At 35.3% G+C, this 15,438-nt stretch carries 11 protein-coding genes; 2 read left to right on the forward strand and 9 right to left on the reverse strand.

The window, feature by feature from the left end; all coding sequences use genetic code 11:
* Positions 1–33: 33 nt before the first annotated feature.
* The 7 genes from NZ698_RS08460 to flxA all read right to left on the reverse strand — a co-directional run bounded on the left by NZ698_RS08460 (position 34) and on the right by flxA (position 8,211).
* Positions 34–1,698 carry a C45 family peptidase gene (locus NZ698_RS08460; protein WP_263002675.1) on the reverse strand — a complete coding sequence of 555 codons (1,665 nt, stop codon included), beginning with the start codon at positions 1,696–1,698 and terminating at the stop codon, positions 34–36.
* A complete protein-coding gene (locus NZ698_RS08465) occupies positions 1,688–3,223 on the reverse strand; it encodes a phytoene desaturase family protein (RefSeq protein ID WP_263002676.1) in 1,536 nt (511 codons plus the stop codon). Before NZ698_RS08465 ends, NZ698_RS08460 begins: the two co-directional genes overlap by 11 nt.
* 128 nt (positions 3,224–3,351) lie before the next feature.
* Positions 3,352–4,236 (reverse strand): lysophospholipid acyltransferase family protein, encoded by an 885-nt coding sequence (locus tag NZ698_RS08470; protein WP_263002677.1) that lies wholly within the window; start codon positions 4,234–4,236, stop codon positions 3,352–3,354.
* A 112-nt stretch (positions 4,237–4,348) separates the two neighbouring features.
* Positions 4,349–4,603 carry an acyl carrier protein gene (locus tag NZ698_RS08475; protein ID WP_263002678.1) on the reverse strand — a complete coding sequence of 85 codons (255 nt, stop codon included), beginning with the start codon at positions 4,601–4,603 and terminating at the stop codon, positions 4,349–4,351.
* 4 nt (positions 4,604–4,607) lie between these two features.
* On the reverse strand, positions 4,608–5,828 hold the full coding sequence (locus NZ698_RS08480; protein WP_263002679.1) for a beta-ketoacyl-[acyl-carrier-protein] synthase family protein: 1,221 nt from the start codon (positions 5,826–5,828) through the stop codon (positions 4,608–4,610).
* 72 nt (positions 5,829–5,900) lie between these two features.
* Positions 5,901–6,632 (reverse strand): flexirubin biosynthesis SDR family reductase FlxB, encoded by a 732-nt coding sequence (gene flxB / locus NZ698_RS08485; protein ID WP_263002680.1) that lies wholly within the window; start codon positions 6,630–6,632, stop codon positions 5,901–5,903.
* Between the two features lie 58 nt (positions 6,633–6,690).
* Positions 6,691–8,211 carry a flexirubin biosynthesis tyrosine ammonia-lyase FlxA gene (flxA, locus tag NZ698_RS08490; protein WP_263002681.1) on the reverse strand — a complete coding sequence of 507 codons (1,521 nt, stop codon included), beginning with the start codon at positions 8,209–8,211 and terminating at the stop codon, positions 6,691–6,693.
* 96 nt (positions 8,212–8,307) lie between these two features.
* Between flxA and NZ698_RS08495 the strand changes: the two genes are divergently transcribed.
* A complete protein-coding gene (locus NZ698_RS08495; RefSeq protein ID WP_263002682.1) occupies positions 8,308–9,552 on the forward strand; it encodes an NAD(P)/FAD-dependent oxidoreductase in 1,245 nt (414 codons plus the stop codon).
* 32 nt (positions 9,553–9,584) lie between these two features.
* Here NZ698_RS08495 and NZ698_RS08500 read toward each other — a convergent pair whose 3' ends face one another.
* Positions 9,585–10,196 carry a hypothetical protein gene (locus NZ698_RS08500; protein WP_263002683.1) on the reverse strand — a complete coding sequence of 204 codons (612 nt, stop codon included), beginning with the start codon at positions 10,194–10,196 and terminating at the stop codon, positions 9,585–9,587.
* Between the two features lie 92 nt (positions 10,197–10,288).
* Positions 10,289–11,581 (reverse strand): flexirubin biosynthesis putative acyl-CoA ligase FlxY, encoded by a 1,293-nt coding sequence (gene flxY / locus NZ698_RS08505; RefSeq protein ID WP_263002684.1) that lies wholly within the window; start codon positions 11,579–11,581, stop codon positions 10,289–10,291.
* Positions 11,582–11,988: 407 nt separating this feature from the next.
* On the opposite strand from flxY, the gene ileS reads away from it, so the two are divergent.
* Positions 11,989–15,387, forward strand: a complete 3,399-nt coding sequence (gene ileS, locus NZ698_RS08510) for an isoleucine--tRNA ligase (protein ID WP_263002685.1) — start codon at positions 11,989–11,991, stop codon at positions 15,385–15,387.
* Positions 15,388–15,438 lie beyond the last annotated feature (51 nt).

The raw sequence follows: 15,438 nt of genomic DNA on the forward strand, positions 1-15,438 counted from the left end.
TTAAAATAATGGTTGGAAAAACTGTACTAACAATTAATTATTTAACTTTTTTAATGCCTTATTCAAATACTCCTCTACATTTTTTCTGTCTGGAACAGTTGTAATTTCTTTAGTCAAAGCTTTTTCAAACTCAATTTTCGCATTAGAATATTCTTTTTTATTAAAGTAATATTTCCCAATTTGATAATAAACCAACCACAAATCGGGATTTAAAGATTGATAATGAATGATAAAATCTTGAGCTAAAACTCTGTTCTGATCGTTAATTGCCGCGTCAATCTGAGAACTTTTCTTTTTATAATCTTCATAGTCTTTAAATTCTGGAGAATCTACAAAAGGATCTTTAGCAATATTCAATTTTGATTTTGAAAATTCACCATTTGCTAATCGTTTATCTGAAAAAATTTCATTCAGATCATAACATACAAATTCTCCCAATTGATAAGGATTTGAAGAAACCCAAACCAATCTTTTCTCTGGTGAAAATATGACTGCATGATGAGCCAAAAGCTGATTAATCGCTTTTTCGTTTCCGTAGCCGATACTTTTATCTTCTAAACCTGATCTATCTCTTAAAATCGAAGCCATTTTTTCAGGATTGAGTTTTTTATTTTCCTGCAAAAGTTCCTGAAGCTTTTCATAGCGATATTCGGAATGACTTTCGTTTATATGTTTTTGATTTCTTTTATCATCTTTATAAGCTTCAGATTGAAAATGATTTGTGCAAAAAACCTTGCTTGAATTCTCAACTTTATACACTCCAAAATTATCCGGAGAAACTTCGATAATCACTGCATTTTTATCATTTGCACTTCCGACTAAAATAGATTCTGAAACGAAAACCTTTCTTTTTTTGGCAATTGCAATTGCTTCATCAATATTTCTTGCATACTGTAAAATCTCCCTTGTCACCAAAGAAATCGGGGTTTTTGCCGTCAATGGAATTTTCGATTTCCCGGCATTGATCGTCACGGTAATTCCTTCTTTATTCATTCCAGAAACTACACCGATCATTCCCGGCCAGCTTACAGACAGATAAGGAATTCCGGTTTCCGGTTCTACAAATTCGACCAGTTTATTTTTGGCAAATTCGTCACCGACGTAGAAATCGAAGTTTCTTCCGATCAATAAATCTCCATCTTCTGTATTTTCATTCCAGACCGCAAGAGAAGTACATCCAACAACCATTAAATCCTGCATTGCATGACCAATATCATGTGCTCCGTGTAAATACATTGCTCTTCTGAATTTTGGCGCGATAAAATCATATTTATCTGATGAATATTGAGACAATCCGTACAATTCAACCTGATCATCCTCTTTAATATTTAAATACATCTTACGATTATACCATTTCAGAAAACCGCGTAAGAGATTCTGTTTAAATTTCGACGGAACAAATGTTTCTACTTTCGAAAAGAAAATTTCTTCCTGCTTCTGCATCAAGGGTTGCATTAAAGCACCATTGTTATAGCCCAATTGCAGAGGATTTCCTTTGATGTAAAGTTCCCAAAGCTGCTGTTTGTTTTTGGTTAAATAATTTTGATTAAAACTAAAAGTAGAGTCGTTAATTTTTTGAACTTTCGGAATCTCTAACAAATACTGTTTTACATCGGGAATGTGTTTCACAGACTTTCTTGTTCCACACGAAACCAGATTTAAAACAAAAAATGCATAAATAAAAATTTTAATCTTCATTTGTTTGATTTAAAACTTTTGTCAAACGCTCATCAATCAGTTCTTTACCCAAAATTTCCGCGCAAGTATTAAAAGCTCCGATTGTACAGCCTAAAATTCCGTGCATATTTACAGATTGTCCCGTTAAAAAAAGGTTATCAATTTTGGTTCTTGGTGACACCATTGTTTTTAAAGGGTTTTCTGAAGTTTTGATATAACCGTACATATTTCCGTCGAAACTTCCTATATAATCGCGGTAAGACAAGGGAGAAGACGTGTAAATGTTTTTAATAGAATTCCTCATATCCGGAAATTTCTTTTCTAAAGCATCAATCATTTTTTCCGCTTTTTCAAGCTTAAATTTTTCGTATTGTTTTCCTCGTTCTTGTTCATCAGCAATGGTGTTGCATGTATTCTGCCAATGTTTCACTTCGTCAAAATTCATATAAGAAATTGCAGTAAAACTTTCAGCGAATTCAGGATGTAATTTTGCTGGAGTAGAAGAAAGCATATAGGTTTCCGGCCAGTGTTCTTTTTTATATTTAAAAGCATTCCAGACCGTTTCTTCAGATGAAAAATGATAAATATTATAATTAAAATTATGAAGTGAATTAGGTTTTAAAACCAAATAAACACTGAAACATGACGAAACGGGTTCCCAACTCAAAATTCTGTTGAGGAAAGATTTTTTCAGCCTATTCTCACCTATCAGTTTAATTGCAGAACGGATTTCTATATTGGATATAAACTGTTTTGCGAAATACTCTTTGCCTTGAACAGTTTTTACAGAGCTTAAAACATTGCTTTCATCAAAAATCATTTCAGAAACTTCGGAATGTTTATGAACTTCTGCTCCATATTCTCTTAATTTTCTGATTAAAAGTTTTGAAATCTGACTTCCACCTTTCACACACTTGTACGCACTTTGAATATAAGAATTCACCGTCAAAGCATGAACATAGAAAGGAATATTCTCAGAATCACCTGCGTACAGAAAATTTGAACCCAATAAAACAGCCTGCAGTTTTTGATCTGAAGTGATTGATTCTATGAATCTTTTTGTATTTAAATGAAGAATTTCCTCGTTATAATTGTTTTGTCCGACAACATTATATCTCGGAAAATAATTGCAAACCCGCTGAATTTCTTCACAATAATTTTCTAAATTTTCTCGTTCGTCGGGAAAATGTTGCGATAATTGCTTGACAAAATTTTCGTAACCTTGAGCATGCGGATATTCGATTTTGTCTTCTCCAAATGTGATTTTATCATATCCGTTATTATCCATTTTCTCAAGTTCAAGATCATCGATAATCTCAAGATAAGAAAAAAAATGATGCAGATTTTGCCCTTTTGAAAGTCCGCCGAGATAATGAACTCCGGTGTCAAAAATCAATTTATCTCTTGAAAATGTCTGCAAGTTTCCGCCATACTGATTATTTTTTTCCAGAACACAGACTTTCAAGCCTTCTTTCGCCAGAATAAGTGCCGAAACAAGACCTCCGAGACCGCTGCCAATGACCAATATGTCAAATTCTTTTTTCAAGGGAGAAATTAATTTTTGAGATTTTTTAACGTCGAATTGCAGCAGCCCGACTTGAGCGGAAATCCTTTTTTGCAAAGCAAAAAAGATTGGGAGCGGAAGGCGGAATAGCTGCCATAAATGTATTGAAATTAATCTACTTGATCCCAAAAATCAAAATAATTAAACCACTGGAGAGGATATTTTTTGATCATTGATTCCAGATTTTGAGTATATGAGTTTAAAAGTCCCTGTGCATCACGTTTTTTAACCTGTTGAGCGACTCTTGCGTACAAATGATAATGAAGATTTTTCTCTTTCATTACATACACATAGACGACCGGAACGCCCAATCTCGAAGCAATGAGAAAAGGACCTGCAGGAAATTTTGCACTTTTACCTAGCAAATCTGCCTTAAGGAATTTTGAACCTTCAAAATAACGGTCACCGGTAAAACAAATCAATTCGTTTTTTGACAAAGCTTCATTGATGTCAAAAATATGCGACATGTCGTCTTTCACATAGATGAATTTAATATTGCTTTTCTTAACCGTAACACTGTCGAGATATTCTTTTATGATCGTAACTTCCTGATCTGTCGTTACTAAATTAATCTGACAATCAAAATCAATATCTGCAAAAAAGTGTTCTGCAATTTCGAAATTTCCGATATGCGCGCTGATGAGAACTCCGCCTTTTTTTTCGGCTAAAAGGTTTTTTAAATTTTCAACACCGTCAAATTCGTAGGTAAATTTATCTCTCAATCCCGCAGAGATCGCAGTTTTATCAATCAAAACCGTTCCGAAAGTGAAGTAACTTTTATATCTGGAGATTATCGTAGTCCAAAAGTTATAGTCGAGCCGCTTTTTGAAATAATATGAAATGTATTCGTTGCTCTTTTTTTCGAATAAAAAGTAATATGCAGCTACAAAATAAAGCACAAAATATGAACTTCTGATCCCGATATTTCTAATGCACCAGACGAATATTCTGTATCCTAATATGGTTCCTTTAGACTTACCTTTCCACTTGTTCATAAAATACAATTTACCAATTTATCAATATAACAGTGTAACAATTATTTTCTCATTGGCACATTGATAAATTGTTATATTGCTACATTTTTTAAAGTAAATATTTAATCAATAATTAAGCGTTTTTTTCAGAGATTTTACTTTCAATAGCTGAATAGAAGTCATCAAAATTCACTATTTTTTTGAAGTCTTCTTCCCCTAATTTCACTCCGAAATTAGATTCGATCACAACGACAAGATCAATATAATCTAAGCTGTCTAAGCCTAATGTTTTTTTAAAATTTGCCTCATTATTGATTTCATCTCCGTCAACTTCAAATTCGTTGATCAAAAAATCATTAACGATCGCAACAATTTTTTCCCTTTCCATGTTTTTAATCAAATTTTTTAACAATTAATGCGGAATTGGTTCCCCCAAATCCGAAAGAATTCGACAAAAATACGTCAATTTTTTGATTTTTTGTCTCAGCGATAAGATTTATCTTTTTTGCGTCATCATCAGGATTTTCCAGATTGATATTCGGTGCAACAAAATCATTCTGCATCATCAGAATCGAATAAATCACCTCACTCGCTCCTGCCATCCAACATTCATGACCCGTCATCGATTTTGTTGAACTCACAGGAACTTCACTGCCGAAAATTTCGTAAATCGCTTTTGCTTCGTTCGCATCACCAATCGGGGTAGAAGTCGCATGAGCATTGATATAATCTATATTTTCTGCCTTTAAGCCAGACTGTTTTAAAGCTCTGTTCATGGCTAAAGCAGGTCCGTCAACATTGGGAGTAGAAATATGACCTCCGTTTGATGAAAATCCGTAACCAACGATTTCCGCTAAAATATGTGCACCTCTTTTTTGTGCAGACTCGAGACTTTCAACAATTAAGGAAGCCGCTCCACCGCTCGGAATCAAACCATCTCTTTCAGAATCAAAAGGTCTTGAAGCTTTGGTTGGTTCGTTTTCTCTTGTTGAAAAAACTCCCAATCCATCAAAACTTGCCATAGAATATTTATTGGTTTCCTGAGCTCCTCCACAAACAATCATATCCTGAAAACCATTGCTGATCATCATATAAGCCAATCCCAAAGAATGAGAACCGCTTGCACAGGCTGCACTGATGGTTAAATTGATTCCTCTCAATTTAAAAATCGTAGAAAGATTCATCGTCACCGTAGAATTCATCGATTTAAAAATCGCTCCGGAACCCATCAAAGTAGTATCTTTCTTTTCTCTGGCAATGTCAATCGATTCTACAACAGCTTTTGAAACACTGTCGTTTCCATATAAAATTCCAACTTCGTTTTGGTCTAAAAAGTCTTGATCTATATTAGCATTTTTTAGTGCGTCAAGTGTAGCCAAGTAAGCATATTCGCTTTCTTCACCCATACTTACACGCTGTCTTCTGCTGAGAAGATTTTTGAGATCCGGTTTTGGAACAACACCCGAAAGCCCTGATCTGAAACCAAATTCTTTTCTCTCATCAACTAAAACAATTCCGGATTTACCTTGATACAGGGATTCTTTCACTTCTTCCAAAGAAGTTCCGATGCAAGAATAAATTCCCATTCCGGTAATGACTACCCTATTTTCCATCTAAATTTTAGGTTACAGGTTTCAGGTTTTAGGTTGCAGCTAATAACTGTTACCTATCATCTGCTACCTAATTTATGAATAAATTCCTCCGTTGATATTAATAATTTCTCCTGTGATGTAAGAAGATTTTCTTGAAGCTAAAAACGCGACTAAATCTGCAACTTCCTCTGCTTCACCAAATCTGTTTGCGGGAATCATTGCTTTAAGTTCATCTTCATTAAAATCCTGTGTCATATCCGTTTTAATGAAACCCGGAGCAACTGCATTTACAGTTATATTTCTTTTAGCAACTTCCTGAGCCAGAGCTTTTGTAACTCCGACTAAAGCGCCTTTTGCCGCAGAATAATTGGTTTGTCCTGCAGTTCCTTTTACTCCGGAAACTGACACCATATTGATGATTCTTCCGTATTTATTTCTCAATAACTTTTGGATGAAGAAGTTGGTGACATTATAAAAACCATTTAAGCTCGTATTAATCACAGAGTTCCAGTCTTCTCTCGGCATCCACATGAATAATCCGTCTCTTGTAATACCTGCATTGTTTACAATAACTTCAACTATTGATTTGGGATTGCTTTCCTGCCATTCAGTTAGAACTGATACAGTTTCATCTGCATTTCCCACATCAAATTTCAGGATTTCTCCTGTAGAACCCAATTCTTCAACTTTAGCTAAAGTTTCTTTTGCCGCAGCTTCGTTTGAAGTGTAGTTGATCAGAATATGATAATTTTTCTCTTCAGCAAGTTTTATACAGATCGCTCTACCAATTCCTCTGGAGCCGCCTGTTACAATTGCACATTTCATGTGTTTATGTTAATATTGTTTCGTATTAGTTTTATTGACAATCAATTTAACTAAATAATTACATTGTCTTTAAATATTTTTTTACTTCTTCCAAATAAGGATACATCACCATATCGCTTGAAAAAGCAGGGATAATTTTTCTAATTTCATCGTACAGTTCCTTTGTTTTAGATGAAACCTTATCCTTAAAATCAAGATATTCAATAGCCTGAATGATCGTTATTGCTTCAATTGCCAACACTTCAAAAGCATTTTCGATTACCTTTCTGCAAATCACAGCAGCATTCGTTCCCATGCTTACAATATCCTGATTATCATTATTATTAGGTATACTGTGAACATACATTGAGTTTGATAGCATTTGACTTTCAGCAGTTGTGGAAGTTGCTGTAAACTGAACTCCCTGCATCCCGAAATTGAAACCTAATTTACCTAAATTTACGAAAGGAGGCAAAATTTCGTTGATTTTTGAATTTAAAAGATAATTCAGTTGTCTTTCAGCCAACATTGTCAACTTAGTTACTACAATTTTCAGCTTGTCCATTTCCAAAGAAATATAATCTCCGTGGAAGTTACCTCCGTGGTAAACATGCTGATCTTCAACATTGATGATCGGATTATCGTTTGCCGAATTGATCTCGTTTTCAAGAACTTTTTCGGTATATTCCAAAGTATCTAAAACCGGTCCCAAAATCTGTGGAACACATCTTAAAGAATAATATTCCTGAACTTTTTCTTTGAAAACCTTTTCCTGCTCTTCAAAATGAGTGTACAAATGATCAGCTCTTTTTCTGATCAATTTACTGTCAGATAAATGTTCGCGCATTCTGGCTGCAATTTTTTGCTGACCTGCATGAAGTTTTGTTCCGTTTAAAGCTTCTGACAAATGATCGTCATAAGCCTGAACAATCTCATTAATCGCACATGATAATTTAATTGAAATATCAGTTAATTGATTGGCTTTGTATGCATTAACAATACCAATTCCCGACATAACGGAAGTTCCATTCATTAAAGCAAGACCTTCACGGATCTCAACTTTAATTGGCTCTAAACCTTCGATCTCGAAAACTTCTCTGGTCAATTTTCTTTCACCTTTATAGAAAACTTCACCTTCACCGATCAATACCAAAGCTAAATGTGCCAATTGCACCAAATCGCCACTTGCACCTACTCCGCCGTGTTCGAAAATCAATGGAGTAATATCTCTGTTTATTAATTCTTTAAGTAAAAAAACAACAGATTCATGAACTCCTGAATTTCCTAACGACAAAGTATTTAATCTAGCCAACATACAAGCTTTCACTTCATCCGCAGGAAGCGGATTCCCGATGCCTGAAGAATGACTTCTGATTAAATTATATTGTAACTGATGCGTATCTTCATCACTGATTTTAAACTGAGCCATCGGTCCGAAACCTGTATTGACTCCATAAATTACTTTATTTTTTGAAAATTCTTTAAGAAACTGAAAACTTGCATTCACACGGTTGAGAAGTACCTCATCGAGTTCTACGGTTTCATTTTCTATTATGATCTTCTGAAAATCCCTCAGTTCTAAAAAGTTATTTATTTTCATTAATTAAAGTAATAATATATAATTTTGTAAAATATAATTAATTGTCACTAATTTTGCGGCAAAGATATAAGTTATTATTAAAATAAAAAATCAAAGATGACCAAAGAATTTGTTGATGTTCTCGTAATCGGAGCTGGACCTTCCGGATGCGTCTCTTCTGCTTACCTAAAGAAGAACAATATCAACGTAAAAGTTGTTGAAAAAACAAAATTTCCGAGACTTGTAGTTGGTGAGAGTTTGATTCCGAGAGTGATGGATCATTTTGATGAAGCGGGACTTTTTCCTGCTTTGGATAAAATGGGATTCGAGAAAAAACTCGGCGCACGTTTTTTGAGAGGAGATGAAGTTTGCATTTTTGATTTTAGTAATAAATTCGGTGAAGGATGGGACTGGACTTGGCAGGTTCCAAGAGCTGATTTTGACAATACATTGGCTCAGGAAGTGATTAATAAAGGTGTTGATCTTGAATTTGAAACCGAAGTAATCGGAATTGAATTTGACGGAACTGATTCTATTACTACTGTAAAAACGAAACAAGGCGAAACCAAAGAAATCCACGCAAAATTTGTGATTGATTCAAGTGGTTATGGAAGAGTTTTACCAAGACTTTTAGATTTAGAAAAACCTTCAAAATTATCTCCGCACTCAGCTATTTTCGCTCATGTTGAAGATGTCAACAGAGAAGAAGGCGAGGAAGGAACTTTGATTTCTTTTGATATTATTGAAACTGAAGTTTGGCTTTGGGTAATTCCTTTTTCGAATGGAAATACGAGTGTAGGAATTGTGGGTCCAACTGAATACATTGATAAATTGTCGGAAAATGGCGATACCGCAGAAGCCTTAAGAAAAGCAATTTCTCTGTCGGATTATTATGTAAAACGTTTCGGAGATGTAGAATTTTTATTTGAGCCGAGACATTTGAAAGACTATTCTTGTTCGGTTAAAAAATTATTCGGAGACGGATTCGCCTTGACGGGTAATGCGTCAGAATTTTTAGATCCTGTTTTCTCCTCAGGAATGGCATTTGCCACAGAAGGCGGAATGACGGCGGCAAAATTGGCAATCCGACAGTTAAATGGTGAAAAAGTCGACTGGCAGATAGAATTTGCAGATTACATTTTATACGGAGTTAACGTTTTTACAACGTATGTAAAAGAATGGTACACCGGAAATCTTCAGGAATTATTTTTCCATCAGCCGGAAAACCCTGATGTGAAAAGGAAAATCTGTGCAGTCCTCGCTGGTTATGTTTGGGACAAGAAGAACACGTTTGTAAGAATACATGATACGGCAATCGTCAACTTAGCCAATTTCATTAAAACAGAAAAAGAAAAAGCATAAAAAAACGGTCTGAAAATTTTCAGACCGTTTTTTTATTTTCTTAAGGCTCTTTTATATTCTTTCCCCAAAAATCTTTTTCCCGTAGCTTCAAACGCTCCTGCTATTCTTCCATATTCCATTACGAAATCTTTATTCTGCGGTTTTCCTAAGATTTTATCGCCTTGTACATGCAGTACGACGATTGATGGATTTTCAGTTTCTACTACTTTCATATCCGAAGTCAGCTTTGCTTCTTGCCCCATTATTCCACCATGCCATCCTGCATAAATCCATTTTGCATCAATTATCAATGTATACTTTGCCTTACTGTCATCTGCAAAGACGATTTTAGATTTACTGTTTACTCCTTTCAAAAAATATTTTAAATACTCTGAGCTCTTAAATCTTTGCCATTCGCCCAACCATTTTTGCCAATCTTCATCTGTCTTTTTTGGATTTTTTAAAATATCCTCTTTCCTCTTCTCAAGATATTGGTCTTCACTCCAATTCTCCACTTGATAAAGTGTTTGATCAAATTTTAATTCTACATTAATTTCAGTCTGATCTCTTATAAAATCAAAGCTTCCTGAAATAACCTTCAATTCATTTTGCGCAAAAGTTATGGATGAAACAGCCATCATTAATACAAACAATATTTTTTTCATAAATTTATTTTTAGACAGCAAATATAATACTTAGAGGGATATTTAATCACCAGTTCATAAAAACATTTCCAACTTGATTGAATAAAATTAGGTTATCGTAAATCTACAAACGTGATTGGCTTTCGGCTGTTTGGATTAAAAACCGTTTTAGACAAAACATCAAAATTGACGATTTCAATTTTTGGACTTACTCTTAATTTTGCCCTGAAATGATCACGAACTTCGCCTTCAAAACTTTCGTCTTCTCTTTCTGTGCTGAGTTTAATGATAATTTCATCAAGACCAATTTCATTCGACTGAATCACAATCTGGTAGCATAAAATTCCGTCAAAATCATTCAGAATATCATTCATTGCAGGCGGATACAACGTTGTCCCTTTATATTTAATCATCTGCTGTTTTCTGCCGACAACCGGACCGAGTCTCATCGTATTTCTGCCGCATTCACATGGTTCATAATGCGCTTTAACTAAATCTCCCGTTTTAAATCTTAACAGAGGTAAAGCTTCAACGCCTAAAGTCGTAATGGTCAGCTCGCCACTTTCACCCTCTTTCACAGGATTTTCTTCGTCATCAAGAATTTCCGTGATAATCAATTCCGGATGCTGATGTCCGCCGATCTGAAATTCACATTCTGTAAATGCAGTACTCATTTCAGTAGATGCATAAGTAGAGAATAATTTAATGTTCCACTTTTCTTTGATCTTCTGCGAAAGAATATTATCTGAAAAATCCTGATTTTTGATGCTTTCACCAATGCAGACCGCACCGATAACGCTTGAACTTTTATAATCAATCCCATGTTTCTCAGCGTAGTCAATCATTTTTAACAAAAACGACGGTACGGTAATTAAATACTTAGGTTTATATCTGAAAATCGAATCCCACTGCAGTTCGGGAATTCCGGGTCCCATTCTGATGACACTTGCGCCCATTTTCCGCAAACCTAAAAGATAGGCGAGCCCTGCGATAAATCTTTTGTCAATGGTCGTAATCATCTGCACTACATCACCTTTCTGAATTCCTGCACAGGCAAGAGATATCGCTTCGTTGTAAGCAATTCTTTCCATATCATTTTCGGAAAGACCGAAAGTTACGGGATCACCCAACGTCCCTGAAGTTGTGCTGTAATCAACAATATGAGTTTGGGAAACACAGAAAAAATCATCATTATTCTGCTGAATATCGTTCTTCGAAGTCGTTGGGATTTTCCGTAAATCTTCTAAAGTCTTGATATCAGAAATCTGAATATTATTTTCTTTGAATAATTTCTGATAGAAGGGCGAATTCATCTCAAGATATTGTAAAAGCTCATGAAGTTTTTCTTCCTGAAACTTTTTGATGTCCTGAATGCTTGATTTCTCGATAAGTGGGAAGAGTTCCAATAGTTTAAATTTAGATGACAAATTTATTTAAATTAAAATTAAAAGTTGGATGGAAAGTTTTGTTCCCACAGATCCCACAGATTTTCACAAATGATTGTTTTAAAATTTAATCTCAAAAATCTCCGTAATCCGCAAGATATGCGAGAGTAAAATAAGTTTTGGCTAAAGCCAATTTCATTTGATAATTTTGAAAGCGGGCTAAAGCCCACTCCTATTGATATGCTAACAAGATGTTTAAATCATTACGTGCGAAAATTCACATTTTGACCATTCACAATTCACTGCTTAAACCGCTTCAATTTTCGCAAACTTTTCAATAAGCCCAATCAAAATAAAACATATATTATAAACCGACAAAAATCACTAAATTTGCCAACTTGATTAATCAACGAAATTGAGAAATTACAATGAGCCAATTTAAAGAATATAAAAACCTCAACCTGATAGACGTAGCCGAGAATGTTGCGGAATTCTGGAAAGCCAATAAAACCTTTGAAAAAAGTGTTGAAACCCGTGAAGGAAATCCTGAGTTTGTGTTTTACGAAGGTCCGCCTTCAGCAAACGGAATGCCAGGAATTCACCACGTAATGGCAAGAGCGTTGAAAGATATTTTCTGTCGTTACCAGACTCAGAACGGGAAGCAGGTTTTCCGTAAGGCAGGTTGGGACACGCACGGACTTCCTGTGGAATTAGGAGTTGAAAAAGAACTCGGAATCACGAAAGAAGATATTGGCAAAAAAATTTCGATTGAAGATTACAACCAAGCATGTCGTGAAGCGGTAATGCGTTACACGGATGTCTGGAATCACCTGACCGAAAAAATCGGTTATTGGGTAGATTTGGAAGATCCGTACATCACGTACAAATCAAAATACATGGAAACCGTTTGGTGGTTGTTGAAGCAATTGTACAGCAAAGATTTGTTGTATAAAGGCTACACGATTCAGCCTTATTCACCGAAAGCAGGAACCGGACTTTCTTCTCACGAAGTAAACCAGCCGGGAGCTTACCGTGATGTGACTGATACTACGATTGTTGCACAGTTCAAGACATTGCCTGAAACATTGCCTTCGTTTTTACAGGGTTTTGGAGATGTACATTTCTTAGCATGGACGACCACTCCATGGACTTTACCTTCGAACACTGCTTTGACAGTAGGACCGAAAATCGATTATGTTTTAGTAAAAACATTTAATCAATATACTTTTGAGCCGATCAATATTGTTTTGGCTAAAGCTCTAACCGGAAAACAGTTCGGTAAGAAATTCGTTGAGGGAACTGACGAAGATTTCGCTAATTACACTTCATCAAGCAAAACCATCCCTTTCCAAATTCTTGGCGAATTCAAAGGTGCTGATTTGGTTGGAATTAAATATGAGCAGTTATTGCCGTACACCCTTCCTTACCAAAATCCGGAAAATGCTTTCAGAGTGATTTCAGGAGATTTCGTTACAACAGAAGACGGTACGGGAATCGTTCACACGGCGCCAACTTTTGGTGCAGATGATGCGAAAGTGGCTAAAGAAGCAACTCCTGAAGTTCCGCCAATGTTGGTATTAAATGAATTCGGAAATCCGGTTCCGTTGGTTGATTTGCAAGGGAAGTTCACTTCGCAAATGGGAGATTTTGCAGGTAAATATGTGAAAAACGAATATTACGATGCGGGAACAGCACCTGAAAAGTCTGTTGATGTAGAAATCGCTATCCGTTTAAAGGAAGAAAACAAAGCTTTTAAAGTTGAAAAATATGTTCACAGTTATCCACACAGCTGGAGAACTGATGAACCCCTTTTATATTATCCGTTAGATTCATGGTTTGTGAAAATGACGGCGGTAAAAGACCGTTTGGTAGATTTAAACAAAGAAATCAACTGGAAGCCAAAAGCTACAGGAGAAGGACGTTTCGGAAACTGGTTGGAAAACGTCAACGACTGGAACCTTTCCCGTTCAAGATATTGGGGAATTCCGTTGCCAATCTGGAGAACTGATCCTTCCACAGGCTCAGCACAGGAAGAAATCATCATTGGTTCTGTTGAAGAGTTGTACAACGAAATTGAAAAATCTATCGCCGCTGGATTGATGACAGAAAATCCATTCAAAGGATTTGAAATCGGAAATATGTCTGAAGAAAACTATTCTTTGGTTGATCTTCACAAAAATATCGTTGACAAAATTATCCTGGTTTCAGAATCAGGAAAAGCAATGAACCGTGAAAGTGACCTGATCGACGTTTGGTTTGATTCAGGTTCTATGCCTTATGCGCAGCTACACTATCCGTTTGAAAACAAAGAGTTAATTGACAATAATAAAGCATTCCCTGCAGATTTTATCGCCGAAGGCGTTGACCAGACCCGTGGATGGTTCTATACACTTCATGCTATCGGAACTGCAGTTTTTGACTCGGTTGCTTATAAAAATGTAATGAGTAACGGACTTGTTTTGGATAAAAATGGTCTGAAAATGTCAAAATCTAAAGGAAATGCGGTTGATCCGTTCGAAACTTTAGCGGTTTACGGACCAGATGCAACGCGTTGGTACATGGTTTCAAATGCAAATCCTTGGGAAAACCTGAAATTTGATATTGAAGGAATTGACGAAGTAAGAAGAAAATTCTTTGGAACGCTTTACAACACTTATTCGTTCTTTACATTATACGCCAATGTCGACGGATTTAAATATGCTGAAAAAGATATTGAAAACCGTCCGGAAATCGACCGTTGGATTTTATCTGAATTGAATCTTTTAATCAAAGAAGTTAAAGCTTTCTACGAAGATTACGAGCCGACAAGAGTGGCAAGATCCATTAGCAATTTTGTTAATGATAACCTGAGTAACTGGTACGTAAGACTGTGCAGAAGACGTTTCTGGAAAGGAGATTATTCTGATGACAAAATTTCTGCTTACCAGACTTTATATACTTGTCTTGAAACTGTTACCAAATTATCTGCACCAATCGCTCCTTTCTTTATGGATCAGTTGTATCAGGATTTAAACGCAGCTACCGGAAAAGAAACATTTGAATCAGTTCACCTGACAGATTTCCCTGTTGCTGATGAAAGTTTAATCGATCAGGATTTGGTTGAGAAGACGCATTTAGCACAAAGCATTACAAGTATGGTTTTCTCTTTGAGAAAAAAAGAAAATGTAAAAGTGCGTCAACCTTTACAGAAAGTCTTAATTCCTGTGTTGGATAAGAAAACCGAAGAGCAGATTTTAGCGGTTGCAGAATTAATTAAACAAGAAGTTAATGTTAAAGAATTGCAATTGATCAATGCTGAAGAAGCATCACATTTAATTGTAAAACAGATCAAACCCAACTTCAAAACTTTGGGTTCAAGACTTGGAAAAGATATGAAGGTGGTTGGAAATGAAATTGCTAATCTTACCATAGAACAAATTTCATCTTTAGAAAAAGAAGGAAGTTTGGAAATTCAAGGTTATGAGATCACAATTGCTGATGTTGAAATTTCAACGAAAGATATTCCGGGATGGACGGTAACTTCTGACGGAAAAACAACTGTGGCATTAGATTTGAAGATGACTGATGAGTTAAAATCTGAAGGTATCGCAAGAGAGTTTATCAACAGGATCCAAAATCTTAGAAAAGAGAAAGATTTTGAATTAACAGATAGAATAAGCATCATTTTGGAAGAAAATACACCATTTTTGGAGCAAATCAAACAAAATGAAGACTATATTTCATCTGAAGTCTTGTCAAATAAAATAGAAATTGTATCTTCACTTTCAAATTTTAACGAAATCGATATTGATGACCAAAATTTTAAAGTAAATGTTGAAAAAAATTAACGTATAGTTATTGTTTTTTCAATATCCAATTCATAATTTTATTAAAAAAGA

Source organism: Chryseobacterium edaphi (assembly GCF_025628985.1).
GTDB classification, from domain to species: Bacteria; Bacteroidota; Bacteroidia; order Flavobacteriales; family Weeksellaceae; genus Chryseobacterium; species Chryseobacterium edaphi.